This is a genomic window from Roseibium salinum (assembly GCF_026240905.1).
Classification (GTDB): Bacteria; Pseudomonadota; Alphaproteobacteria; order Rhizobiales; family Stappiaceae; genus Roseibium; species Roseibium salinum.
The window spans coordinates 4204595-4226557 of sequence record NZ_JAPEVI010000003.1; the positions used below are offsets into that span (position 1 = coordinate 4204595).

Here is a 21963-nt window from a genome sequence, read left to right on the forward strand (position 1 = left end):
TCCGGACGCAGGCAACTTGCTCCGGCACTCTGAAACCGATCAAGCTGAATGCAGGTTGATCCAGGAGATGCTCACATGGCTCCCAAGGTACTGATCTCAGACAAGTTGTCCCCCGCTGCGGTGCAGATTTTCAAGGACCGCGGTGTGGACGCGGATTTCCTTCCCGAAGTCGGCAAGGACAAGGAAAAGCTTCTCGAACTCATCGGCCAGTATGACGGCCTCGCCATTCGGTCGGCCACCAAGGTCACGGAAAAGATCATCGCGGCCGCGGACCGGTTGAAAGTGATCGGCCGGGCCGGGATCGGCGTCGACAACGTGGATATTCCCAAGGCGACCGCACGCGGCATCATCGTGATGAACACGCCGTTCGGCAATGCGATCACCACGGCCGAACACGCGATTTCCATGATGATGTCGGTTGCGCGGCAGATCCCGGCGGCGGATGCTTCCACGCAGGCCGGCAAGTGGGAAAAGTCCCGCTTCATGGGCCGCGAACTGACCGGCAAGACGCTCGGCCTTATCGGCTGCGGCAATATCGGCTCCATCGTTGCCGACCGGGCGATAGGCCTCAAGATGAGGGTGATCGCCTATGATCCGTTCCTGACCCCGGAACGGGCCCTGGCACTGGGTGTGGAGAAGGTCGCGCTCGACGAGCTGTTGAGCCGTTCGGATTTCATCACCCTGCACACGCCGCTGACGGACAAGACCCGCAACGTCATCAGTGCGGATGCCATCGCGAAGATGAAAAGGGGCGCGTTTCTCATCAACTGCGCCCGCGGCGGCCTGGCGGACGAGGCGGCGGTCAGGGTGGCGCTGGACGAAGGCAAGCTTGCCGGTGCGGCCTTCGACGTGTTTGTCGAGGAACCGGCAAAGGACAACGTGCTCTTCGGTGCGCCGAATTTCGTCTCGACGCCGCATCTGGGGGCCTCGACCTCGGAAGCCCAGGAGAACGTCGCCCTGCAGGTGGCCGAACAGATGTGCGACTACCTGCTTGACGGAGCCGTTCGCAACGCGCTCAACATGCCTTCGATCTCGGCCGAAGAGGCGCCGAAGCTGGCGCCCTTCGTCCGTCTGGCCGAACAACTCGGTTCCTTTGCCGGTCAATTGACCGAAACCGGCATTGAAGGCATTCGGCTGGAATATGCCGGCGCGATCGCGGAGATGAACGTCCAGGCCCTGACGGCGGCGGCGATCACCGGGCTGCTGACACCGCTCCTGCAGACGGTCAACATGGTGTCCGCGCCGACGCTGGCCAAGGAACGGGGCATCAGGATCGAGGAAACCCGCCGCGAGAAGCAGGGAGCCTACGAGACCTATATGCGCCTGACCGTCATCACCGAGCGTCAGGAACGGTCCGTCGCCGGCACCGTGTTCGCGGACGGAAAACCGCGGATCATCCAGGTGAAGGGCATCAACATGGAGGCCGAACTCGGGCCCCATATGCTCTACATCACCAACGAGGACAAACCCGGGTTCATCGGGCATCTGGGCATGGAGCTCGGCAGCAGCGGTGTGAACATCGCCACTTTCCACCTCGGCCGGATCGCACCGGGCGAAGATGCGATCTGTCTCGTCGAAGTGGACGGCGAAGTTCCGGACGAAGTGATGGCGCGGTTGCGGGCCGTCTCGCATGTGAAGCAGGTTCAGGCGCTGAAATTCTGAGCGCCGGACGTCTGAGTTCCCTTCCGCCCTCCTGCCGGTCCGCCTTGGCCTGCAGGAGGGCGGAAGGGAAAATTCCCATCAAACTCGGATGACCGCTCACGTGAGCTAAGCCGGCCTGGCTCTCAGGCGCTTGAAGATGCGCCCGTCCAGGACGACGAGCCCGATCAGCAGGACACTGAAGCCGCCGAGCTGCAGGGCGCCGAGATTCTCGCCCAGGATCAGCCAGCCGAAGAACAGCGCGCTTGCCGGGACAAGCAGCGTGACAAGCGAGGCATTGGTGGCGCCTGCTTCGGAGAGCAGCCGGAAATAGATCAGATAGGCCAGGGCCGTTGCCAGAACGGCAAGCGCAGCGACGTTCGCCCAGGTGGTCGGGCTCGGGTCGGCAACCGACCAGCCCGTGGCCGTAAAGAAGGCGACGGGTGCCATGATCAGGGTTGAGCCGAGCAGCTGGCCCGTCGCGGCGACTTGCGGGGGCAGCGATCTGAACCGTTTGGCGAACGTCGCGGCACAGGCGTAGGACATGGCCGCCCCGAGACAGCTGAGCTGCGCCCAGAGCGGGTCGTTGGCAAGGCCTGCGAGGCTGCTGGACAGCATGATGGCGACCCCGGCCACTCCGAGCACCACGCCGGCGGTCCGGTGCGCCTGAAGGACCTCCTGTTTCACCAGGACACTGGCGACGAGGACGGTAAACACCGGTGTCGTCGCGTTCAGGATGGAGGCAAGGCCCGCGCCGATGACGGTCTGCCCGAGAAACAGGAGCGAGAACGGCACCGCATTGTTCAGCAAACCCATGGCAAGAAATGGCAGTGCCAGGCGCAGCTGAAGGCTCCCCAGGAGCCGTTGATGCCAGAGTACGACGAGAAGGAAGGCGCAGGCGATCGACACCCTGAAGAAGACCAGCACAAAGGGCGGAATCTCGGCTACGGCCACCTTGGCGAACAGGAAGGACCCGCCCCAGATGGCGCCGAGCACGATCAGCATGATCCAGTTTCGCAGTGGCATTTCCGTCTCGCTTGCATGTTCAGCCTGCCGTCGGGCCAGCCGGCCTCAATGCAGACAAAATAAGCGCCTTTATGGGTGCGGCCTGCGTCGTTTCGAACGCCGCGCCGTGCCATGGCGATAATCGCCTCGACTAGCACGCAAACGCCATGCCGCCCACCCGGAAACCGATCTGTCCGGACAGGTGGAATGGCGACGCCGCCATGATTTACAAGGGATTGCGGCGCGCGCCGAAAAAGTGAACGGCGGCGTCATAATTTGCACACGGAGACTCGCAAGAGGTAGGAAACCTGTCTATAGTCCGCGCCGTTTGCCCCGGTCAGTTGCCGGGGCTTGTCGTGTGGCGCTCGAGGCTTGGCCCGGGATCCGAAAAGCTGCTTCAGGAGAGCAAAGACTAGATGGCGAATGTGGTTGTTGTCGGTTCGCAATGGGGAGACGAAGGCAAAGGCAAGATTGTCGACTGGTTGTCGGAACAGGCCGATGTCATCGTAAGGTTCCAGGGCGGTCACAACGCCGGACACACGCTGGTCATCGACGGTGTCAGCTACAAGCTCTCCCTGCTGCCGTCCGGTGTCGCGCGCGAAGGCAAATTGTCGATTATCGGCAACGGCGTCGTTCTGGACCCGCATGCGCTTTCCGACGAGGTCGAGCGGCTGGCAAAGCAGGGGGTCGTCGTGACGCCCGAGAGCCTGCGCGTTGCCGAGAATGCGACGCTCATCCTGTCGCTTCACCGCGAACTGGACGCCCTGCGGGAGAATTCCAACACCGGCACACGGATCGGCACGACCAAGCGCGGCATCGGCCCGGCCTATGAAGACAAGGTGGGCCGCCGCGCCATCCGGCTCATGGACCTGAAGAATCTCGGCACGCTTCCGGCGAAGATCGACCGGCTGCTGACCCACCACAACGCCCTGCGCCGCGGCCTCGGCCAGGAGGAGATTTCCGCCCAGGCGATCTACGATGAGCTCGCCAGCGTCGCCGACAAGGTTCTGCCCTACATGGACAAGGTGTGGTACCTGCTCGACGGGCTGCGCCGCGAAGGCAAGCGCATCCTGTTCGAGGGCGCCCAGGGCGCGCTTCTGGATATCGACCATGGCACCTACCCGTTCGTGACCTCGTCCAACACGGTGGCCGGCCAGGCCGCGACCGGCTGCGGCCTCGGGCCGGGATCGATCGACTACGTGCTCGGCATCACCAAAGCCTATACGACGCGTGTGGGGGAAGGGCCGTTCCCGACCGAGCAGCAGAACGAAGTCGGCGAATTTCTGGGAAGCCGCGGCCATGAATTCGGAACCGTCACCGGCCGGCGCCGGCGCTGCGGCTGGTTCGACGCCGTGCTGGTTCGCCAGACCGTGTGCACATCCGGCATCAACGGCATCGCGCTGACGAAGCTGGATGTTCTCGACGGCCTCGATGAAATCAAGATCTGCGTCGGCTACGAGCTGGACGGCGAACGCATCGACTATCTGCCGGCCTCGCAAGGGGCGCAGGAGCGGGTCGTGCCGGTTTACGAGTCGCTGCCGGGTTGGAAGGAATCGACCGAAGGCGCGCGGACCTGGGCGGACCTGCCGGCGCAGGCGATCAAATATGTGCGCCACGTGGAGGAGCTTATCGGTGCGCCGGTGGCAATTCTTTCCACCAGTCCGGAACGTGATGACACAATTCTTGTGCAGAATCCTTTCCAGGATTGAGATCTGCGGCGATAGAAGGCCAATAATTGAAGCTGACAGGCGCGTTGCGAGATCACGATGGCTTGGCCGGGTATTCTCAATTGCGCTTGTCCGCGTCGATCAGATAACTACGTAACGGGACAAGAGTACTGGAAGGTTCGCTGTTTGAACGGGATTTTTCGAAGAAATAGCGCCGGTCTTCAAAAACTTGCTATAAGCCTGACTATGACCCGAAATCTCAGGCCAGCAGATCCGATCCTTGCAGTTGGCCGGTAGGCAGGAAGATGGCTGATTATTATTCGATTCTGAAGAAAACGATCGCGTCTTTGCCGGAAAGCAATGGTGCTGCCCGCCGGAGTGTGTACAGCCGCGCGCGCAACGCCATTGTCAATCAACTCAAAGCCTACGAACCGCCGCTGTCGCCTTCCGAAATCACCGCCGAACAGCTCCGCCTGGAAGAGGCGATCCGCAAGGTGGAAGCGGAAGCAGCCCGGGAAAGCCTCGGCCTGGGCCCGGCAGCCCCCAGGGTGGAGCCGCCCGTGGCGCGGCCTGCCGCTGCCGCGCCCGCGGAAGACGAGGCCGAGGTCGCAGCCGAGCCGGCCCATGAACCCGCGCCTGAGGGCGAGGAGGAGGCTCCGTCTGACGAGGATGTCCCTTCACCGCTGAAAGACACGCTTTCGGAAGCGCAATCGCTCGGCACGGCCGCCACCCAGGCCGTCCAGAGCACCAGGGAGGCCGCTGATCCTTCGCTCGAGCAGCCTTCGGTGGATACATCGCCAGAGCGCCGCGAACCGTCCTTTGGAAGCCAGGCGCCTCATGAAGACGACAGTCTTTTTGAACCGGAAGATGGTCAGCAAGCAGCAACCGAAACGTCGCGCTACGGCGACGCCGAGCTGGCGGCCGCAAAAGAGAGCTTCAGGAAAAACGGCCGGTCGAAACGCCCGAGCGCTTCGGAGGCCTTGAGGGACGGCGCCGGCAACCGCATCCTTCCGATCGTGATCGCGGCCGTCCTGTTGTTGGCGGTTCTGGGCGCCGGCGCCTATTTCTTCCTCGCGCCCGAAGGACAGTTCACCGCCAACAGGACGGGCGAGACGTCCGAGACGTCTCAGACGACCTCACCCGCCGATGAGCCGGTGGATGAACCGGCGGAGGTGGGCACTGCGGACGGTACGGCCGGAGAGCCGGTGAAGAATAGCGACCGGTTGCTGAGCGACAGCGAAGGGGAGGTGGTTGCACCGGACGCGCGGTCCGTCACCACGACCCTGATTACACCTGAGGAGGCTGAACCGAAGCCCGCCCAACCTTCCATCGTCACCAATATCGAAGGAGACGATGCGCCCGCTGACGCCGAAGCGCCGGCCGGGGAAACCGCATCGGAGCCCGGCGACGGTGAACCGCTCGCCGTTCCGGAAGGCAACCTGGCGGCGATCGCGCCCGAGGAAACCACGCCGTCCGATCCTTCCGTCGGGCTTGAGGAAGGGGCTCAACGCTCGATCCTCTATGAGGAGGGGGATGAAAGCGGAGGGGCCGGCACGGCTTCTCAGGGCGCCGTTGTCTGGACGCTCGAGGAAGAGACCAATCTCGACGGCAAGGCGCAGGCGGTTCTGAGTGCATCGGTCGAAATCCCCGAACGCGACGTGAAGGTCGATATCCGGATCAAGCCGAATGACGACACGTCCCTGCCGGCCAGCCATCTCGTTGAGATCAAGTACGAGTTCCCTGATAGCTTTGCCTCCGGCGATGTCGTCAACGTTCCCGGCCTTGTCATGAAACCGACGGAAGAGGCACGCGGCGATGCGTTGATCGGAGCCTCGGTGAAAGTCTCTCCGGGCTTCTTCTGGATCGCGCTTTCCAATCTGCCGAACGAACAGCAGCGCAACCTCGCCCTTTTGCGTGAGCGTGGCTGGATCGACATTCCCATGCTCTACGAGAACGGCAAACGCGGGATCCTGACCATCGAAAAGGGTTCGGCCGGCGAGAATGTAGTCGAACAGGCCCTTTCCTCTTGGCAGGCCGGCTGACACCTCAAGATTGAAAAGCCGCCATCCGGCGCCTCGGTTTTCTGACGAAGTACCTCCTTTCCATCGTCATCCCGGCCAAGCGCAGCGCGAGCCGGGACCGGAGAGCCACTAGCATTCGCGTTATCGCCGATAGACATCGGCTCACCGATCCCGGGTCTCCGCTTCGCTGCGCCCGGGATGACGATCCGAAGATCCGCCTGGACCGCCATCCGGCGGCTTGCATTTTTCGGCCGGGCAGGGCATGTTCCGGCTTGGTCCGAGGGGTGCTCCCATTGTGGAGCTGAGATGGCGCAAGCGCCGAACCCTTAGAACCTGATCCGGGTCATGCCGGCGAAGGGACGGAATCCTTAGCCTATTCCCGGATCTCCAATGTCACGTTCGGCACGTCCGAAGACGGGAGATCCTATGCGTTTGTGCCTGCCATCGCGGCGGCATCTGCACATGCAGATACCGTTCGCCGGAACGGAAGCCTCAAAGGCCTTTCAGTCGGTCTGGGAGGCGCCATGAAGGCGTTCCTTGCCATCCTCCTGAAATTCCTGGCCGGCACCGGCGCTGCCCTGGGCATCTGGGGCCTGTTGGTCGCGGTCCTGCAGCCGCCGTCCTTCATGCTTCCCGGGCCGGTGGACGTGCTGCTTGCCTTTCCCAAACATGCCGGTTTCCTGCTGCACCATGCGGGGATCACGGCCCTGGAAACCGTGCTCGGATTTGCACTCGGCGTCACGTCCGGGGCGCTTCTGGCGATATCCGTCTGGCTGTTTCCGCTGGCCGGGCGGGTGATCATGCCGCCGATCCTGGTGACGCAGGCCTTGCCGGTTTTCGCCATCGCACCGGTGCTGGTGCTCTGGCTGGGCTTCGGCATGTCCTCGAAAATCGTCATGGCCATACTGGTGATCTTCTTCACGGTCACCTCGACCGTCTATGACGGGCTGCGGCGGACCGAAACCGGCCTCAAGGACCTGGCTCGCCTTTACGGCGTGCCCAGGCACAAGGAGCTTTGGATCTTCCGTCTCCCCTCCGCCTTGCCCGCCTTTGCGTCCGGCCTGCGCGTTGCCGCCGTTTTTGCCCCGATGGGCGCGGTGGTCGGCGAGTGGGCCGGAGCCAAGGGCGGGCTGGCTTTCATCATGTTGCAGGCCAATGCGCGCGGCAATGCCAATCTCCTGTTTGCCGCCGTCATCCTGCTCGCGCTGATGGTGCTGGCCATGCGCTACGCCGTCGAACATCTCACCCGAATTCTCGTCCCCTGGCAGGTCGAAGACTGACCGCCGCCTCAATTTCTGGAGGATTGAATGAAAAAGACACTGCTATCCCTGACGGTTGCCGCCGGTCTGCTCGCCAGCACCCCGCTTCAAGCCGCGGAAAAGCTGACCGTGCTCCTGGACTGGTTCACTAATCCCGACCATGCTCCGGTCATCACCGCGCAGACCATGGGTTTCTTCGAAGCCGAGGGCCTTGACGTGGAACTGGTCGAACCTGCCGACCCGGCCATGCCCCCGAAACTCGTTGCCGCAGGGCAGGGGGATATCGCCATCTCCTACCAGCCGACGCTGCATGCCCATATCGAGGAAGGCCTGCCCCTGATGCATATCGGCACGCTGGTGGAAACGCCGCTCAACTCGCTGATCGTTCTGAAGGACGGTCCGATCAAGGAATTGAAGGACCTGAAGGGCAAGACGATCGGGTTTTCCGTGTCCGGTTTCGAAGATGCCATGCTCGGACAGATGCTGCGCTCGGTTGATCTCACGATCGACGATGTCGAACTCATCAACGTGAATTTCGCTCTGTCTCCGGCGCTCATGTCGGGCCAGGTGGATGCGGTCATCGGCGCCTACCGCAATTTCGAGCTGACGCAGATCGAGATCGAAGGCAAGGAAGGCAAGGCCTTCTTCCCGGAGGAAAACGGCGTGCCGGTCTTCGATGAGCTCATCTATGTGGTGAACAAGGACAAGGTCGACGATCCGCGCTATGCCAGGTTCCTGGCAGCGGTCGAGGCGGCGACGATCTACCTGACCAACCATCCGGAGCAAGCCTGGAACGCCTTCATCGAGGCCTATCCGCATCTCAATGACGAATTGAACAAACGCGCCTGGGCGGACACGCTGCCGCGCTTTGCCAAGCGCCCCGCAGCGCTCGACAAGGGACGCTATCAGCGCTTTGCCGAGTTCATGGCCGAGGCCGGCCTCATCAGCAAGGTCGTGCCGGTCGAAAGCTACGCCATCGAAATCAGGTGAGCGAGGCGGGCGCCGGAAAACGAAAAACGCCGAAGCCCATATAGGCTCCGGCGCTTTCGGGCAACCTGCTAGGTTCCGGACGTCAGGCTGCCGGTTGTTCCATGGAACGGGCGCTGTTGCGCACGGCCTTTTGAACCTTTTCGAAGGCGCGGACTTCGATCTGGCGCACGCGTTCGCGGCTGACGCCGAATTCGCCGGACAGATCCTCCAGCGTCATCGGGTCCTCGGAGAGCCGGCGGGCCTCGAAAATGCGGCGTTCGCGTTCATTGAGGACATCCATGGCGTCGCTCAGGAGCTTGCGGCGCATGTCCAGCTCCTCCTGATTGGCCAGCATGGTTTCCTGGCTTTCGCTCTCGTCGACGAGCCAATCCTGCCATTCGCCGGCGTCCGCTTCCGCACGCACCGGGGCGTTGAGGCTGGCGTCGCCGCCGAGGCGGCGGTTCATGGAGATGACCTCGTCCTCGGACACGCCGAGGCGGGTCGCGATTTCAGACACCTGATGCGGCTTCAGGTCGCCCTCGTCCAGCGCCTGGATCTTGCCCTTCAGACGGCGCAGATTGAAAAACAGCCGTTTCTGGTTTGCGGTGGTGCCCATTTTGACGAGCGACCAGGACCGCAGGATATATTCCTGAATGGCGGCCTTGATCCACCACATCGCATAGGTCGCGAGCCGGAAACCCTTGTCCGGCTCAAAGCGCTTGACCGCCTGCATCAGGCCGACATTGCCTTCGGAGACGACTTCGCCGATCGGCAGGCCGTAGCCGCGGTACCCCATGGCGATCTTGGCGACGAGCCGCAGGTGGGAATTGACGAGGCGCTCTGCCGCTTCAGGGTCTTCATGCTCCTTGTAGCGCTTGGCGAGCATGTACTCTTCCTGCGGCTGCAGCATGGGAAACTTGCAGATCTCATCCAGATAGCGGCTGAGGCCGCCTTCCCCGGCAGTGAGCATCGGTACGTTCTGGGCCATAACATGCACCCCCTTTCGTCAAACTGCGTCCCCAGGCTCCGGGTGCCCCGCGAAATTCGCGCAAGCGAGCCGTTTCGGAGTTAAGGCGGACGCACAATAGTGTCCGTTCAGGCACACAAGATCTCCTAATATAGGTCGGAATTTGCCGATTGCATGACTGAAAAACGAAATAGGATCCTAAAAGTTTCGTAATGCAGACAAAAGATTTTCGAAATCCGGGGGGGTCTGGCTCTCGAAACGCAAAGTTTTACCGCTAACCGGGTGTTCGAAGACAAGCAGTCCCGCGTGAAGCGCCTGCCTGCCGAAATTCGCGACAAGGCCCTTGAGCGGCTCTTCAAGCCGGTTCGCCTTGGTCTTGAACCCGGAGCCGTAATCACTGTCGCCGATCAGGGGATGGCCGATATGGGCCATATGGACGCGGATCTGGTGGGTGCGGCCGGTCTCCAGGCGGCATTCCATCAGGGAGGCCAGGGCCGGCTCGCCGGCATGGCTGAACCGTTCCTTCACCTGCCAATGGGTGATGGCGCGGCGGCCGGCGGTTTTCACGACGGCGATCTTCTGCCGGTTGGTGTGCGAGCGGGCCAGATTGGCGTCGATCGTGCCCTTCAGGCTGGCAGGAGCGCCCCAGACAAGCGCTAAATAGGCCCGTTCCAGCGGCCCGGTGCGGCCATGGTCGGCGAACTGCGCGGCAAGCCCGCTGTGCGCCTGGTCGGTCTTGGCCACGACCAGCAGGCCGGAGGTATCCTTGTCGATCCGGTGGACGATGCCCGGCCGCCTGACGCCGCCGATGCCCGACAGGCTGTCGCCGCAATGATGGATCAGTGCGTTGACCAGCGTCCCCGTCCAGTTCCCAGCCCCCGGGTGAACGACAAGCCCGGCGGGCTTGTCGATAACGATAAGGTGTTCGTCCTCGAAAACCACCGCGAGCGGAATGTCCTCGCCCATGGGCTCGGGATCTTCCGGTTCCGGCAATGTGAGCGTAAGCGCGTCGCCTTCATTGACCCGGTACTTGGGCTCCACTATTTTCGCGCCGCCGACGGTGACGTCACCGGATTTGATCAGTGCCTGTATCCTGTTCCGGCTAAGGGCCTCCAGATTGGCCGCCAGCACCGCATCCAGCCGCTTTCCGGCATCGGCTGCATCAACCGTTAAACTGAACTCCGTGTCCAGGTCGGCCGGATCTACGTGGGAATAGTCTGTCATGTCACAACCTGATTATCGGGAAGAGGGCCCCGACGAGGCGCCGCTCGATCCGGCTACTCAACGCGTCCAGGCGAAACTCAAACGCCTGCTGCTCGGATCGTCCCTGATCATGTTTGCCGGGTTCGTCGCTGTCTTTGCAGCTATTCTCTACAAGATCAACACTTATGAGCCCGACCCCTCCGAGGCGCCGTTCGCGGCGACGGTGGACGTCGGTCCCGGGGCGGAGGTTCTTCAGGCAACCCTCTCCGGGGACCTGCTGCTGGTCCTCGTCAAGGAAGAGGGCGGAACGGCGCTGCTGCGCTTTGATCCGGCGACCGGAAAACAGCTTGGCCGGACCGATATTCTCGCCCGCTGACAGCCGCGCCGACCGACGTTGCCTCGGTCACAGGACCCCGATGCGCGGTTATGAACAGGCGTGTGACGAAAAAATGAAGAAAGGGGCTTGCGTCATCGGCCGCGCAGCCTTATACGCACGGTCCTTGGCTTGAGGCAGATGCCGCCAAGCACCGCGCGCCCATCGTCTAGCGGTCTAGGACGCCGCCCTTTCACGGCGGAAACACGGGTTCGAGTCCCGTTGGGCGTGCCAATTTTTCCCCAGAATACAAACATCCTTGCCACCGCCTGCCCACAGGCGGGTGGCATTCGGCCGTACCGGCGTTCCGTCAAGGTTTCCGCCTATCCCGCTGCTACGACGTCCTGGCGGCCGGTCTGGACCAGGTGAACTTCCGCTTCCGCGGCAATTCGCAGGAAATCGGGGTTCGGGCAGTAATCGGTCACGAACGTGTCGACCTCGGACAGATGGCCGACGCGGACCGGGGCAGTGCGTTCGAACTTGGTGCTGTCGGCGGCCAGAATGACCTGGCGCGCATTGTCCATGATGGTCTTGGTGACCTTCACTTCGCGATAATCGTAGTCGAGCAGCGATCCGTCCGGATCAATGGCCGAAGCGCCGATCACGGCAAAATCCACCTTGAACTGGCGCATGAAATCGACGGCCGCCTCGCCGACGATACCGCCATCGGAGTGGCGCAGCACACCGCCGGCGATCACCACCTCGATCTGCGTATAGCCGCGCATCAGGCTGGCGACGTTGATGTTGTTGGTGATGACCATCAGGCCCCGGTGCTGAAGCAGTGCCTGGGCGACCGCTTCCGTCGTCGTGCCGATATTGATGAAGATCGAGGCATTGTCCGGAATGAGCGCGGCGACGCTTTCGCCGATATCGGCCTTTTCCTTGCTGGAAATGATCCTGCGCGCCTCGTAGCCGACATTCTCGATGCCCGAGGACAGAAGCGCGCCGCCATGGGTCCTGGCGAGCAGGCGCCGCTCGCACAGCTCGTTCAGGTCCTTGCGGATGGTCTGCGGACTGACGTCGAAACGCCTTGCCAGGTCATCGACGCTGACGCGGCCCATCTGCCGGGCCAATTCCAGGATTGCATTGTGGCGTTCAATCAGCATTTACCGCAGGCTCTTCAGGCAGTTGTCAGTCAGGGTCTAAATGACCGCCCTTGAAGGCTGAGATCAAGCCACATCTTCCTTTTGCTTGGATTTTCCGCTCGCCCCGGAACCGTCGTCCGGCTTGGACTGCGTGCTGCCGGCGGTCCCGGCGGCTTCCCCGGTCTGGGGCTCCGGCTTGCGCCGGTTTGAGGCGACGATGCGGCTGACCAGCGCCTGCGCCGCCGAGGCTATTTCCGACGATCGAGCTGCGGTGGTGCCGGCGTCACCGTTGGCGGCCGGGAAGGCCTGCGAGCCGTTGACATGCGGCGCGCCGCCATTGGCCGAAGCCGGCCGGCCGTGGTCCGCGCCATTCTCCCGCGCACTGCCGGCTGAAGCGTCCGCAGCTGTGATTGAAACGGTTTCCGTGCCGGAGATACTGGCAGCAAGCGCGCGCAATTCCTTGCGAAGCTCCGCCAGGGCAGGGGTTCCCGCGAGGTCATTGCGGAGCTTGTCCACCTGGCCGGACATGCGTTTGAGGGCGCGCTCCTTGTCCTTCAGTTCGCTTTCCTGCCGGAGCTTTTCGTGCGTGATCTTTTCGATTTCGGCGTTCAGGCGCTGTTGAAGTTCGGTCTCGGTGAGATTGGCCGAATCCAGCAACAGCGACAGACGGGTGACTTCGACCTGTGCGGAGATGTATTTGGATTCCGTATCGACCAGCTCTTCTTCCAGTTCGGCGAGCCGCGTCTTGGCGGCCTTGTCGCGTGCGGCCTCCACTTCACCGGCCACCACGGGCTCGTATTTCGCCAGCCGCGCCTTCAGTGTCGCCACCTCCGCTTCAAGGCCGGTGATGGCGGTAAGGGTCATCGTGTCGGCGGCAGGCAGCCATTCGGCATAGGTTTTGCCACCCGAAGACGCCGGTGCGGCCTTCGTCGCCGGCGCTTCGCTCCAGCTTTCGGCGAGCGCCTTTTCGGCTTCGGAGAGTTTTTCGCGGAGCGTCTTGACTTCGCCCGAAAGCAGGTCGATCGACTGCCGGTCGACTTCGATTTCGGAAATCTTCGTTTCCAGTTCGCCGACCTGGTCCTTGTGGGCCTTTTTCAGCTGTTCGATTTCCGCTTTCATCGTGGAGGCGTCGAGCAGGAATTTCGCCGCCTTTTCCCGTTCACTGTCCAACTGGCGTTCAACCCGACGCAATTCCACGGCGTGTCTTGCCCGTGCCTGGTCCTGGGCGGCCCGGACTTCGGCATAGCTGGAAGGGTTCACGGCCCGCAGCGCTTCTTCCGTCAGACGGGCGGCCCGGCGATAGAAGGCAGGCAGGATCGCCAGGCCGATCAGTCCGGCCGTGCAAAACCCAAGTGCCACATACATCGCTGCTTCTATCAAGTCAGGCTCCCGCGTGCGTCCAAGCGCTCACTGTCCATCATTAGACGACACAAAGCTTGCCGCCAAGTATACTTGATATAGTGCATCAAGCGCCATGAACACATGCGGATGGGTTCCGCCCGGATAGCGGTGAGGCGGAAACGGCCCGGTTGACCGGGCCGCTTGCCGGATCAGAACGGATTCCAGGTCGGCTTATCGGTAAATTTCAGATAGCCCATGTTGACCCCGAGCCGTGCACCGACACCTGCGCGAACGGGAACCAGGACCATCTCGTCCTTCAGGAGAACGGTCATGCCGACACCGCCGACCAGATAGGCCGAGCCATTGACCCCGGCGAACCGCCCGTAGATCGAATTCACGGCGGGCAGGTTATAGATGAGCATCATTACCCTGGCACCATCGGCGCCAAAGTCCCAGCCGACCGACGGGCCCTGCCAGAAGATCTTGTGGGTGCCGGCGTTGCGGGTGTAGAGGTGCCCTTCGCCGTAGCGCGCGCCGGCCACGAAGGCTCCGGAGCCTTCTTCGCCGAGAATGTAGCCGTTGGGTTCGCCATATTGCGAAAAGACCCGCTCGACAACGGATGCCATTCCGCCGGACACGGACCCGAAGAACTGATGTCCGGCCTGCAGGATCTCATCCTGGTCGTAGGTCTGCTCGGAAGGGATCGGTTGCCCGCCGGATGTCTGCGCAAGGGAGGGCGTGGAGACGGCAAGCAAACACAAGCACGCGAACGCAGCATGAATGAGGGACGCAATACGCAGGGATCTTTGTGCCATTCAATAAACTCCTCGTAATGAACCCGGAACGCACGCGGTTTTGCGGTTCAGCCGGGCCGGACAGGAAACGTGCTCTTCCCGCTGTCCCATGCCGCCTCTCGCGGATTGCTGCGCCATTTCATTCATATTAACGGGTCCTGGCCCTAAACTAAGGTTACATCATGCTGATTCGCATGGGGTCTTCTATCTAAATAAGCCGAATCGATGAAAAGCTGGTCTCAAAAAAAGACATGGATGTGTCCTTCTCTAGTATTGGCCGTGCTTCTGTGTGTTTTTGCAGGAAACAGCCTTGCCCGTCCCCAGGTTTTCGTTCCCGACCCCATCACCGGATACGCCATCGGCGGGCATGATCCGGTCAGTTTCTTCGTGGACGGACATCCGCGCAAGGGCAGCCGCGAGCACCAGTTTGAGTGGGGCGGCGCGGAATGGATCTTCGTCAACAAGGGCAACCTGGCCGCCTTCAAACGCGATCCGGAGATATATGCGCCGCTGTTTGCCGGTTGCGGCGGTTATGCGCTGTCCGAAGGCTTCGCAACCACAGGAAATCCGTTCATCTATGCGGTGGTCGACGGCCGACTGGTCTTCTTTCACTCGGTCGTCAACCGGTTCCTGTTCCTCGTCAACGGGACGCAGTTGATGAAGACGGCGCAGGAAAACGCGGCAAAGGTCGGATGCGCACCCGAGCAGTAGGACCGTGCTTTGAGCGCCCGCAGATGCCGGCATGTCGTGCCGGAGATTTCCGGTTTCCGTGATTTTCGTCTGGATGACGTAAAATGCAGTCCGGCCGTGCCTTGGCAGCGGCTTTGCGGATGTGTAACCCTTGCCGAATGTCACGAATCAGTCTCTTGCCGAGACCATCAACAAGAGCATCAACCGCCATGTCCGCACTTAAAGAGCTCACCTCTCTGGACCTTGCCGCTCTGGTGGCCAGCCGCGTTTGCCACGACATCATCAGTCCCGTGGGCGCAATCACGAACGGCCTGGAGGTGCTTGACGAGGAAGGCTCCGAGGACATGCGCGAATTCGCCATGGATCTCATCCGCAAGAGCGCACGGCAGGCGTCGGCGAAACTGCAGTTCGCGCGCCTCGCATTCGGTGCCGCCGGCTCGGCCGGCGCGGAAATCGACCTTGGCGATGCCCAGGTCGTTGCAACCGGGTTCATGGAGAACGAGAAGTCGGATCTGAACTGGCAGGTCACCCGGCATCTCATGCCCAAGAACTACGTCAAGCTTCTTCTCAACCTGATCCTGATCGCCAATCAGTGCGTCCCGCGCGGCGGCGAAATCAGGGTGGAAATGTCCGGCGACCCCAAGGCTCCGTCCTTCACGCTGCACGCCAGCGGCCTCAATCCGCGCATTCCGCTGGGGATGAAGGAAACCCTGAGCGGAGAAGAGCCGGAAAGAGTAGATGCGCATTCGGTTCAGCCGATCTACACACTGCTACTTGCACGCGAAACCGGAATGGTATTAACCATAGATAAACAAGAAGAATTGGTAAAAATTACGGCCTTCCCGACAGAATAAACTGCCGGCCCAAAAGTCTCCGCCTGTTTCAGCGTATCTTAACTGTTTGCCGTCAACCTGCTCTCATGGACTTCCCGGTCCAGACATCCTTGCGGATGCGGAACCAAGTAACAAGTCGGGTGAGAGCAGGCAATGGACGACCTCCTCAGGGAATTTATTACCGAGACCAATGAAAGTCTCGACGTTGTTGACGTTGAACTCGTGAAATTCGAGCGGGAACCCAACAACGCAAAGATCCTCGATAACATCTTTCGCCTGGTGCACACGATCAAGGGCACCTGCGGGTTCTTGGGTCTTCCCCGGCTTGAAGGAATTGCGCACGCGGCTGAAACCCTCATGGGCAAGTTCCGTGACGGGGCGCCCGTCACGCAGGAGGCCGTCTCTCTCATCCTGACGAGCATCGACCAGATCAAGGAAATCATCAGTGAGCTTGAGGCCGCCGAGGGTGAAGAGCCGGAAGGCGACGATGCCGACCTGATCGCTCAGCTGGAAGTGATGTCGGCCAAAGCCGATGCCGCCATGAAGGGCGCCGCCGCCGAGCCCGAGCCGATTGCCCCCGAAGCCGAACCCGAGATCGAAGCGTCGGAGCCGGAGGTAGTCGGCGGTGGCGACCAGACGCTCGAGCGTCCCTTGCGTCCGGGCGAAGTTTCCCTCGACGAACTGGAGCGCGCGTTCCGCGAGACGGAAGTCGAGGTCGAGATAGCCGCCGAGGAGCCGGAGGAGATCTTCGACGAAACCGACGAGCCGGAGCCCGCCCCGCTGGCTGTAAAGGCCGAGGCCAAGAGCAATGCCAAGGCGCCCGCGGACAAGAAGTCCGGCGAGAAGAAATCCGGCGGCAGCGTTTCCAATCAGAGCATCCGCGTTGCGGTCGACACGCTCGAACACCTGATGACCATGGTGTCCGAGCTGGTGCTGACCCGCAATCAGTTGCTGGAAATCGTTCGCCGTCACGAGGACAGTGAATTCAAGGTGCCGTTGCAGCGCCTGTCCAACGTAACCGCGGAGCTGCAGGAAGGGGTCATGGCGACCCGCATGCAGCCGATCGGCCATGCGTGGCAGAAGCTGCCGCGCATCGTCCGTGACCTCAGCCAGGAACTCGAGAAACCGATCGAACTGGAAATGATCGGCGCGGATACCGAACTGGACCGCCAGGTTCTCGAGATGATCAAGGATCCGCTGACCCACATGGTCCGCAACTCCGCCGATCATGGTCTTGAGCTGCCTGAAGAGCGCCGTGCCTCCGGCAAGCCGGAAAAGGGCACGATCACGCTGGCTGCGTATCATGAAGGCGGCCATATCATCATCGAAGTGCGCGACGACGGTAAGGGCATCGATGTCGAGCGGGTGAAGGCGAAAGTCGTCGAACGCGGCCTGGCAAGCGAAGCCGAAGTCGACAAGATGACGGACGCCCAGATCCACAAGTTCATCTTTGCCGCCGGCTTCTCCACCGCTGCGAAAGTGACCAGCGTTTCCGGCCGCGGCGTCGGCATGGATGTGGTGCGCAACAATATCGAACTGATCGGCGGCACGGTCGACCTGCGCTCGACGGTGGGCAAGGGTTCCAGCTTCATCATCAAGATCCCGCTGACCCTGGCCATCGTTTCGACGCTGATCGTGGAAGCGGGCGGCGACCGCTTTGCAATCCCGCAATTGTCGGTGGTCGAACTCGTCCGCGTGCAGACCAATTCCGAACATCGCATCGAGCGCATCAAGGACACACCGGTTCTGCGCCTGCGCAACAAGTTGCTGCCGTTGGTGCATCTGTCCCAGCTGCTCGGCATCTATGAAGGTGAAGAGGGCGAGGAGGCGATCGACGCCGATAACGGCTTTATCGTCGTCATGCAGGTCGGCAGCCAGACGTTCGGCGTCGTTGTCGACGGGGTCTTCCACACGGAAGAAATCGTGGTCAAGCCGATGTCGACCATGCTGCGCCATCTCGACATGTTCTCGGGCAACACGATCCTGGGCGACGGGTCCGTGATCATGATCATCGACCCCAACGGCATCGCCGGCGCCATGGCAAGCCATGCCACCAGCGCGGTGGCCGAACACCAGGAAGAGGAGCAGGAGGAGTTGCAGCGCAAGGGCGTTTCCAGCCAGAGCTCCATCTCGCTGCTGTTGTTCCGCGCCGGTGCGCCGGAGCCGAAGGCGGTGCCGCTGTCGCTGGTCACCCGCCTGGAGGAATTCGAGGTTTCGAAGATCGAGCGCTCCAACGGCCGCGACCTGGTGCAGTATCGCGGGGCGCTCATGCCGCTGGTCTATGTCAACGAAGGCGACCGCCACAAGACGGAAGGCACCCAGCCGATGCTGGTCTTCTCCGACGCCGGCCGTTCCATGGGCCTCGTGGTCGACGAAATCGTCGACATTGTCGAGGACCGCATGAATATCGAGGTCGGTTCGGACCGTCCGGGCGTTCTCGGCTCGGCTGTGGTCAAGGACCGCGCGACGGAAATCATCGACCTCGGCTTCTATCTGCCGCAGGCCTTTGAAGACTGGTTCATGCGCAAGGAAATGGACATCGAGGCCCTGACCAGGAAGGTTCTTTTCGTCGACGACTCGGCCTTCTTCCGGAACATGCTGACGCCGGTTCTCAAGGCGGCCGGTTACGACGTGACCAGCTGCACCGGCCCGAACCAGGCTTTCGAGCTTCTGGAAAACGGCGACAAGTTCCACGCGATCGTCAGCGATATCGAGATGCCGGAGATCAATGGCTTCGAGTTCTGCGAATCGCTGCGCCGCGATCCGCGCTTCCGCAACATTCCGATCCTGGCCCTGTCGTCCATGGTGACGCCCGCCTCGATCGAACGCGGCCGCCAGGCAGGATTCGACGACTATGTCGCGAAGTTCGACCGCCCGGGCCTGATCGCCGCCCTGAAAGACGTCTTCTCCGGTGAATTGGGAGCTGCAGCATGAGTGTGCTGGAACACAAACTTAACGCGGAGCAAAAAGCCGCCAGTGACATGATCCAGTATGTGACGGTGGTGATCGGCGGCCAGTTGTTCGGCCTTCCGATCTCGCAGGTCCATGACGTGTTCGTGCCCGAGAGCGTGACGCGCGTGCCGATGTCGGCACCGGAAGTGGCCGGCGTTCTCAATCTGCGCGGACGTATCGTCACTGCGATCAACATGCGCCGGCGCCTGCACCTGCCCCCGCTGAAGGACGGGCAGATGATGGCCGTCGGCATCGAATACAAGCAGGAAAGCTACGGCCTGGTCATCGACACCGTCGGCGAGGTCCTGACGCTGCCGGCTGCTTCGGCAGAACCCAATCCGTCGAACCTGGATCGCCGCTGGTCGGAGATTTCAGGAGGCGTTCATCGCCTGGACGGCAAGCTGATGGTCATACTGGATGTAGACCGCCTGCTTGGCGCGATGTTCACAGAACCCATGGCTGCAGCGTAAGGCCGAAGGTCGGCCGATGAGTGGAGTTTTACGCCAATGAAACAGTGCCTCGTAGTTGATGACTCAAGTGTCATCCGTAAGGTGGCCCGCCGGATTCTCGAAGACATGAACTTCGAGATCACCGAAGCGGAAGATGGACAGCAGGCGCTCGACGAGTGCCGGAAGACCATGCCGGATGCGATCCTTCTGGACTGGAACATGCCGGTCATGGATGGACTGGAATTTCTCACCAGCCTCCGGGCGGAAGAGGGCGGGGAAAACCCGATCGTCGTATTCTGCACGACCGAAAACGACGTCGCGCATATTGCAAGAGCCATTCGAGCAGGTGCCAACGAATACATCATGAAGCCGTTCGACCGTGAAATCGTCGAAGCCAAGTTTCAGGAAGTTGGTCTCATCTAGTTTCGATTTGGACAGTCTCAATGGCATTTGCGCAAAGAAGTATTTCTGCGGGTGCGACGCCGGGCAGCGATCCGATCAAGGTTATGGTCGTCGATGATGCGGTGGTTATCCGCGGATTGCTCACCCGGTGGCTCGGAGAAGATAAGAGCCTGAAAGTCGTCAGCTCACACCGGAACGGTAAACTGGCCGTTGAAGACATAGAACGCAGCAATCCCGACGTCGTCGTGCTCGATATTGAGATGCCGGAAATGGACGGCATGACCGCCTTGCCGCTGATGCTGGCAAAAAAGCGCGATCTTGTCGTCATCATGGCGTCCACGCTGACGCGTCGCAACGCGGAAATCAGCCTGAAGGCACTTTCGCTCGGCGCAGCCGATTATGTGCCCAAGCCGGAGTCCACATCCGAAGTCACCACGTCGATCGATTTTCGCCGGGAACTCGTCGAGAAGGTCAAGGCGCTGGGTGCGCGTGCACAACGTGTCCGCCCCGCGCGGACGATGCGCGCCGAAACCAACGCGGGACGAACCGTACAGCCGGTACGCCCGGTCTCGCTTCGCACCTCGACGGATACGCGCACGAGTTTCCGCAGTGCTGCGCAGCCTGCGGCGCCGGTCCGCGCGTTCCAGACCCGGCCATATTCTTCCGTCCGACCGCGTATCCTCGCCATCGGCTCCTCCACGGGCGGCCCTCAGGCCCTGCAGGAGGTAATGCGGGAAGTGGGCACGGCAGTGAACGAAGTGCCGGTGGTCATCACGCAGCACATGCCGCCGACCTTCACCGCAATCCTCGCCGAGCACATGGGCAAGGCGGCCCTGCGTCCGGCCAAGGAGGGTGAAGACGGCGAAATCCTGAAGCCGGGCAACATTTACGTGGCTCCGGGCGGCAAGCACATGATCGTCGAGAAGGATGCCGGCGTGGTGAAGATCCGTCTGACGGATGAACCGCCTGTCAATTTCTGCAAGCCTGCCGTGGATCCGCTTTTCGAAAGCATTGCCAAGGCCTACGGCTCCGCAGCCCTGGCCGTCATCCTGACCGGGATGGGGCATGATGGGGCGGAAGGGGTCAAGACAATTGCTGCCGGAGGCGGCAGCGTGATTACCCAGGACGAGGCGACAAGCGTTGTCTGGGGCATGCCGGGCGCGGCCGCACACACCGGCATGTGCAGTGACATTCTACCCTTGAAGGAGATCGGGCCGAAGATCTCTCGCGTGTTGAAGGGGAACACGAGATGACCCCCAGCGAGTTCGAATTCCTGAAAACCTTCCTGAAAACCCGTTCCGGCCTGGTTTTGTCCAACGACAAGCAGTACCTGGTTGAAAGCCGTCTGCTGCCCGTTGCGCGCAGTTCCAAGCTGGAAACCTTGAGCGCGGTCATCCAGACGCTCAAGCGAGGCACCAACCGCGTCCTGGAGACGGAGGTCATCGAGGCGATGACAACCAACGAATCGTTCTTCTTTCGCGACAAGACGCCGTTCGATCACTTCAAGGACACCATGCTGCCGTCGCTGCTGGAAAGCCGCGCGAATCGCAAGCAGCTCAAGATCTGGTGCGCTGCCGCCTCCACGGGGCAGGAACCCTATTCACTTGGGATCTGCCTGCAGGAAATGGCGGCGAAGATGCCCGGATGGCGGACCCGGATCCTGGGAACGGACCTTTCCCAGGAAGTGCTGGAAAAAGCCAAGGCCGGCCTCTACAGCCAGTTTGAGGTGCAGCGCGGCCTGCCCATCCAGATGCTGCTGAAATATTTCGAGCAGAAGGGTGACATGTGGCAGATCAGCGCCGGTCTGCGCGCGATGGTCGAGTGGAAGAAACTCAACCTCCTTGAGAGCTTCTCGCATCTGGGAGAATTCGACATCATCTTCTGCCGCAACGTGCTGATCTATTTCGACCAGCAGACCAAGACCGAAATCCTCGGCCGTCTGGCAAAAAGTGTTCCGGACGACGGGTATCTGGTTCTGGGGGCGGCCGAGACAGTGGTCGGATTGACGGACGCATTCAAACCGATGCCCGGTAAACGCGGGCTGTTTCAGAAAAAACAGACGGCCAGCAGCACCGGCCTTGGCCCAAGGCTTGCCGTTGGTGGTGGCATGGGGCTGCAAAGGTAAGCCCGTCGGACACCATCATGGACGACGCCAAGGCGGCCTGCGGGCCGCCTTTTTCGTTGTTTTCACGGCATCGCGATAGCCCATTGCAGCGACGCGGGGCCGGTCCGGACCGCGGTCACGCCACGCGACTCGGCGCATCCGGCGCTCGCCTGGCTGGCAAGCGACGGCAATGCGGTGCAGCTTGTGCGAA

19 protein-coding genes, 1 tRNA gene and 1 riboswitch are annotated in these 21963 nt (G+C 61.7%); of the genes, 14 read left to right on the forward strand and 6 right to left on the reverse strand.

The genetic code is table 11. The features are described from left to right. The first annotated feature begins 75 nt into the window (after nucleotides 1–75). Nucleotides 76–1662 carry a phosphoglycerate dehydrogenase gene (gene serA, locus ON753_RS24135; protein ID WP_265966310.1) on the forward strand — a complete coding sequence of 529 codons (1587 nt, stop codon included), beginning with the start codon at nucleotides 76–78 and terminating at the stop codon, nucleotides 1660–1662. A 105-nt stretch (nucleotides 1663–1767) separates the two neighbouring features. Here the strand turns inward: serA and ON753_RS24140 are convergent, their stop codons facing one another. After that, nucleotides 1768–2664, reverse strand: a complete 897-nt coding sequence (locus tag ON753_RS24140; RefSeq protein ID WP_265966312.1) for a DMT family transporter — start codon at nucleotides 2662–2664, stop codon at nucleotides 1768–1770. 395 nt (nucleotides 2665–3059) lie between these two features. On the opposite strand from ON753_RS24140, the gene ON753_RS24145 reads away from it, so the two are divergent. The 4 genes from ON753_RS24145 to ON753_RS24160 all read left to right on the forward strand — a co-directional run bounded on the left by ON753_RS24145 (nucleotide 3060) and on the right by ON753_RS24160 (nucleotide 8580). Beyond that, complete coding sequence (locus ON753_RS24145) at nucleotides 3060–4352, forward strand: adenylosuccinate synthase (RefSeq protein ID WP_265966314.1); 1293 nt, start codon at nucleotides 3060–3062, stop codon at nucleotides 4350–4352. Between the two features lie 263 nt (nucleotides 4353–4615). Beyond that, on the forward strand, nucleotides 4616–6352 hold the full coding sequence (locus ON753_RS24150) for a prolipoprotein diacylglyceryl transferase (RefSeq protein ID WP_265966315.1): 1737 nt from the start codon (nucleotides 4616–4618) through the stop codon (nucleotides 6350–6352). Nucleotides 6353–6601: 249 nt separating this feature from the next. Beyond that, a riboswitch (TPP riboswitch) is annotated at nucleotides 6602–6708 on the forward strand. Nucleotides 6709–6855: 147 nt separating this feature from the next. After that, nucleotides 6856–7611 carry an ABC transporter permease gene (locus tag ON753_RS24155; protein ID WP_265966317.1) on the forward strand — a complete coding sequence of 252 codons (756 nt, stop codon included), beginning with the start codon at nucleotides 6856–6858 and terminating at the stop codon, nucleotides 7609–7611. A gap of 27 nt (nucleotides 7612–7638) precedes the next feature. Beyond that, nucleotides 7639–8580 carry an ABC transporter substrate-binding protein gene (locus tag ON753_RS24160; protein ID WP_265966319.1) on the forward strand — a complete coding sequence of 314 codons (942 nt, stop codon included), beginning with the start codon at nucleotides 7639–7641 and terminating at the stop codon, nucleotides 8578–8580. Nucleotides 8581–8662: 82 nt separating this feature from the next. Here ON753_RS24160 and rpoH read toward each other — a convergent pair whose 3' ends face one another. Together rpoH and ON753_RS24170 are read right to left on the reverse strand one after the other, a co-directional pair. Beyond that, nucleotides 8663–9547 (reverse strand): RNA polymerase sigma factor RpoH, encoded by an 885-nt coding sequence (rpoH, locus tag ON753_RS24165; protein ID WP_265966321.1) that lies wholly within the window; start codon nucleotides 9545–9547, stop codon nucleotides 8663–8665. A gap of 177 nt (nucleotides 9548–9724) precedes the next feature. Then, entirely contained in the window at nucleotides 9725–10750 is a 1026-nt protein-coding gene (locus ON753_RS24170) for an RluA family pseudouridine synthase (protein ID WP_265966324.1), read from the reverse strand. Here ON753_RS24170 and ON753_RS24175 point away from each other — a divergent pair. Both ON753_RS24175 and ON753_RS24180 read left to right on the forward strand, forming a co-directional pair. Then, a complete protein-coding gene (locus tag ON753_RS24175; protein WP_265966325.1) occupies nucleotides 10749–11105 on the forward strand; it encodes a hypothetical protein in 357 nt (118 codons plus the stop codon). The genes ON753_RS24170 and ON753_RS24175 overlap by 2 nt on opposite strands. 155 nt (nucleotides 11106–11260) lie before the next feature. Next, a tRNA-Glu gene (locus tag ON753_RS24180) sits at nucleotides 11261–11336 on the forward strand. An 89-nt stretch (nucleotides 11337–11425) separates the two neighbouring features. On the opposite strand, the gene ON753_RS24185 is transcribed toward ON753_RS24180, so the two are convergent. From ON753_RS24185 to ON753_RS24195, 3 genes are all read right to left on the reverse strand, one after another. After that, the gene (locus ON753_RS24185) at nucleotides 11426–12208 is read right to left on the reverse strand and encodes a DeoR/GlpR family DNA-binding transcription regulator (protein WP_265966327.1); all 783 of its coding nucleotides are present in this window, start codon (nucleotides 12206–12208) and stop codon (nucleotides 11426–11428) included. A 63-nt stretch (nucleotides 12209–12271) separates the two neighbouring features. Next, the gene (locus ON753_RS24190; RefSeq protein ID WP_265966329.1) at nucleotides 12272–13567 is read right to left on the reverse strand and encodes a coiled-coil domain-containing protein; all 1296 of its coding nucleotides are present in this window, start codon (nucleotides 13565–13567) and stop codon (nucleotides 12272–12274) included. A gap of 170 nt (nucleotides 13568–13737) precedes the next feature. Beyond that, nucleotides 13738–14343, reverse strand: coding sequence for a DUF1134 domain-containing protein (locus ON753_RS24195; RefSeq protein ID WP_265966332.1), 606 nt, complete (start codon nucleotides 14341–14343; stop codon nucleotides 13738–13740). A gap of 234 nt (nucleotides 14344–14577) precedes the next feature. Here ON753_RS24195 and ON753_RS24200 point away from each other — a divergent pair, with 234 nt between their 5' ends. The 7 genes from ON753_RS24200 (at nucleotide 14578) to ON753_RS24230 (ending at nucleotide 21773) form a co-directional block, all read left to right on the forward strand. After that, nucleotides 14578–15033 (forward strand): YHS domain-containing (seleno)protein, encoded by a 456-nt coding sequence (locus ON753_RS24200; protein ID WP_265966334.1) that lies wholly within the window; start codon nucleotides 14578–14580, stop codon nucleotides 15031–15033. A gap of 188 nt (nucleotides 15034–15221) precedes the next feature. Beyond that, a complete protein-coding gene (gene chpT, locus ON753_RS24205; protein ID WP_265966336.1) occupies nucleotides 15222–15866 on the forward strand; it encodes a histidine phosphotransferase ChpT in 645 nt (214 codons plus the stop codon). Between the two features lie 132 nt (nucleotides 15867–15998). Further along, on the forward strand, nucleotides 15999–18779 hold the full coding sequence (locus ON753_RS24210; protein ID WP_265966338.1) for a hybrid sensor histidine kinase/response regulator: 2781 nt from the start codon (nucleotides 15999–16001) through the stop codon (nucleotides 18777–18779). Further along, nucleotides 18776–19267 carry a chemotaxis protein CheW gene (locus ON753_RS24215; RefSeq protein ID WP_265966340.1) on the forward strand — a complete coding sequence of 164 codons (492 nt, stop codon included), beginning with the start codon at nucleotides 18776–18778 and terminating at the stop codon, nucleotides 19265–19267. Before ON753_RS24210 ends, ON753_RS24215 begins: the two co-directional genes overlap by 4 nt. Before the next feature lie 36 nt (nucleotides 19268–19303). Continuing rightward, on the forward strand, nucleotides 19304–19669 hold the full coding sequence (locus ON753_RS24220; protein ID WP_006932059.1) for a response regulator: 366 nt from the start codon (nucleotides 19304–19306) through the stop codon (nucleotides 19667–19669). A gap of 20 nt (nucleotides 19670–19689) precedes the next feature. After that, on the forward strand, nucleotides 19690–20901 hold the full coding sequence (locus ON753_RS24225) for a protein-glutamate methylesterase/protein-glutamine glutaminase (RefSeq protein ID WP_265966344.1): 1212 nt from the start codon (nucleotides 19690–19692) through the stop codon (nucleotides 20899–20901). Then, nucleotides 20898–21773: a CheR family methyltransferase gene (locus ON753_RS24230; RefSeq protein WP_265966346.1), complete on the forward strand. Its 876-nt coding sequence runs from the start codon at nucleotides 20898–20900 to the stop codon at nucleotides 21771–21773. The genes ON753_RS24225 and ON753_RS24230 overlap by 4 nt, the downstream gene beginning before the upstream one ends. Nucleotides 21774–21963: the final 190 nt, after the last annotated feature.

Bases quoted from the DNA above. Each gene is read 5' to 3' on its own strand.
- serA (WP_265966310.1), top strand. From the start codon at position 76: ATGGCTCCCAAGGTACTGATCTCAGACAAGTTGTCCCCCGCTGCGGTG.
- ON753_RS24140 (WP_265966312.1), bottom strand. From the start codon at position 2,664: ATGCCACTGCGAAACTGGATCATGCTGATCGTGCTCGGCGCCATCTGG.
- ON753_RS24145 (WP_265966314.1), top strand. From the start codon at position 3,060: ATGGCGAATGTGGTTGTTGTCGGTTCGCAATGGGGAGACGAAGGCAAA.
- ON753_RS24150 (WP_265966315.1), top strand. From the start codon at position 4,616: ATGGCTGATTATTATTCGATTCTGAAGAAAACGATCGCGTCTTTGCCG.
- ON753_RS24155 (WP_265966317.1), top strand. From the start codon at position 6,856: ATGAAGGCGTTCCTTGCCATCCTCCTGAAATTCCTGGCCGGCACCGGC.
- ON753_RS24160 (WP_265966319.1), top strand. From the start codon at position 7,639: ATGAAAAAGACACTGCTATCCCTGACGGTTGCCGCCGGTCTGCTCGCC.
- rpoH (WP_265966321.1), bottom strand. From the start codon at position 9,547: ATGGCCCAGAACGTACCGATGCTCACTGCCGGGGAAGGCGGCCTCAGC.
- ON753_RS24175 (WP_265966325.1), top strand. From the start codon at position 10,749: ATGTCACAACCTGATTATCGGGAAGAGGGCCCCGACGAGGCGCCGCTC.
- ON753_RS24170 (WP_265966324.1), bottom strand. From the start codon at position 10,750: ATGACAGACTATTCCCACGTAGATCCGGCCGACCTGGACACGGAGTTC.
- ON753_RS24185 (WP_265966327.1), bottom strand. From the start codon at position 12,208: ATGCTGATTGAACGCCACAATGCAATCCTGGAATTGGCCCGGCAGATG.
- ON753_RS24195 (WP_265966332.1), bottom strand. From the start codon at position 14,343: ATGGCACAAAGATCCCTGCGTATTGCGTCCCTCATTCATGCTGCGTTC.
- ON753_RS24200 (WP_265966334.1), top strand. From the start codon at position 14,578: ATGTGTCCTTCTCTAGTATTGGCCGTGCTTCTGTGTGTTTTTGCAGGA.
- chpT (WP_265966336.1), top strand. From the start codon at position 15,222: ATGTCCGCACTTAAAGAGCTCACCTCTCTGGACCTTGCCGCTCTGGTG.
- ON753_RS24210 (WP_265966338.1), top strand. From the start codon at position 15,999: ATGGACGACCTCCTCAGGGAATTTATTACCGAGACCAATGAAAGTCTC.
- ON753_RS24215 (WP_265966340.1), top strand. From the start codon at position 18,776: ATGAGTGTGCTGGAACACAAACTTAACGCGGAGCAAAAAGCCGCCAGT.
- ON753_RS24220 (WP_006932059.1), top strand. From the start codon at position 19,304: ATGAAACAGTGCCTCGTAGTTGATGACTCAAGTGTCATCCGTAAGGTG.
- ON753_RS24225 (WP_265966344.1), top strand. From the start codon at position 19,690: ATGGCATTTGCGCAAAGAAGTATTTCTGCGGGTGCGACGCCGGGCAGC.
- ON753_RS24230 (WP_265966346.1), top strand. From the start codon at position 20,898: ATGACCCCCAGCGAGTTCGAATTCCTGAAAACCTTCCTGAAAACCCGT.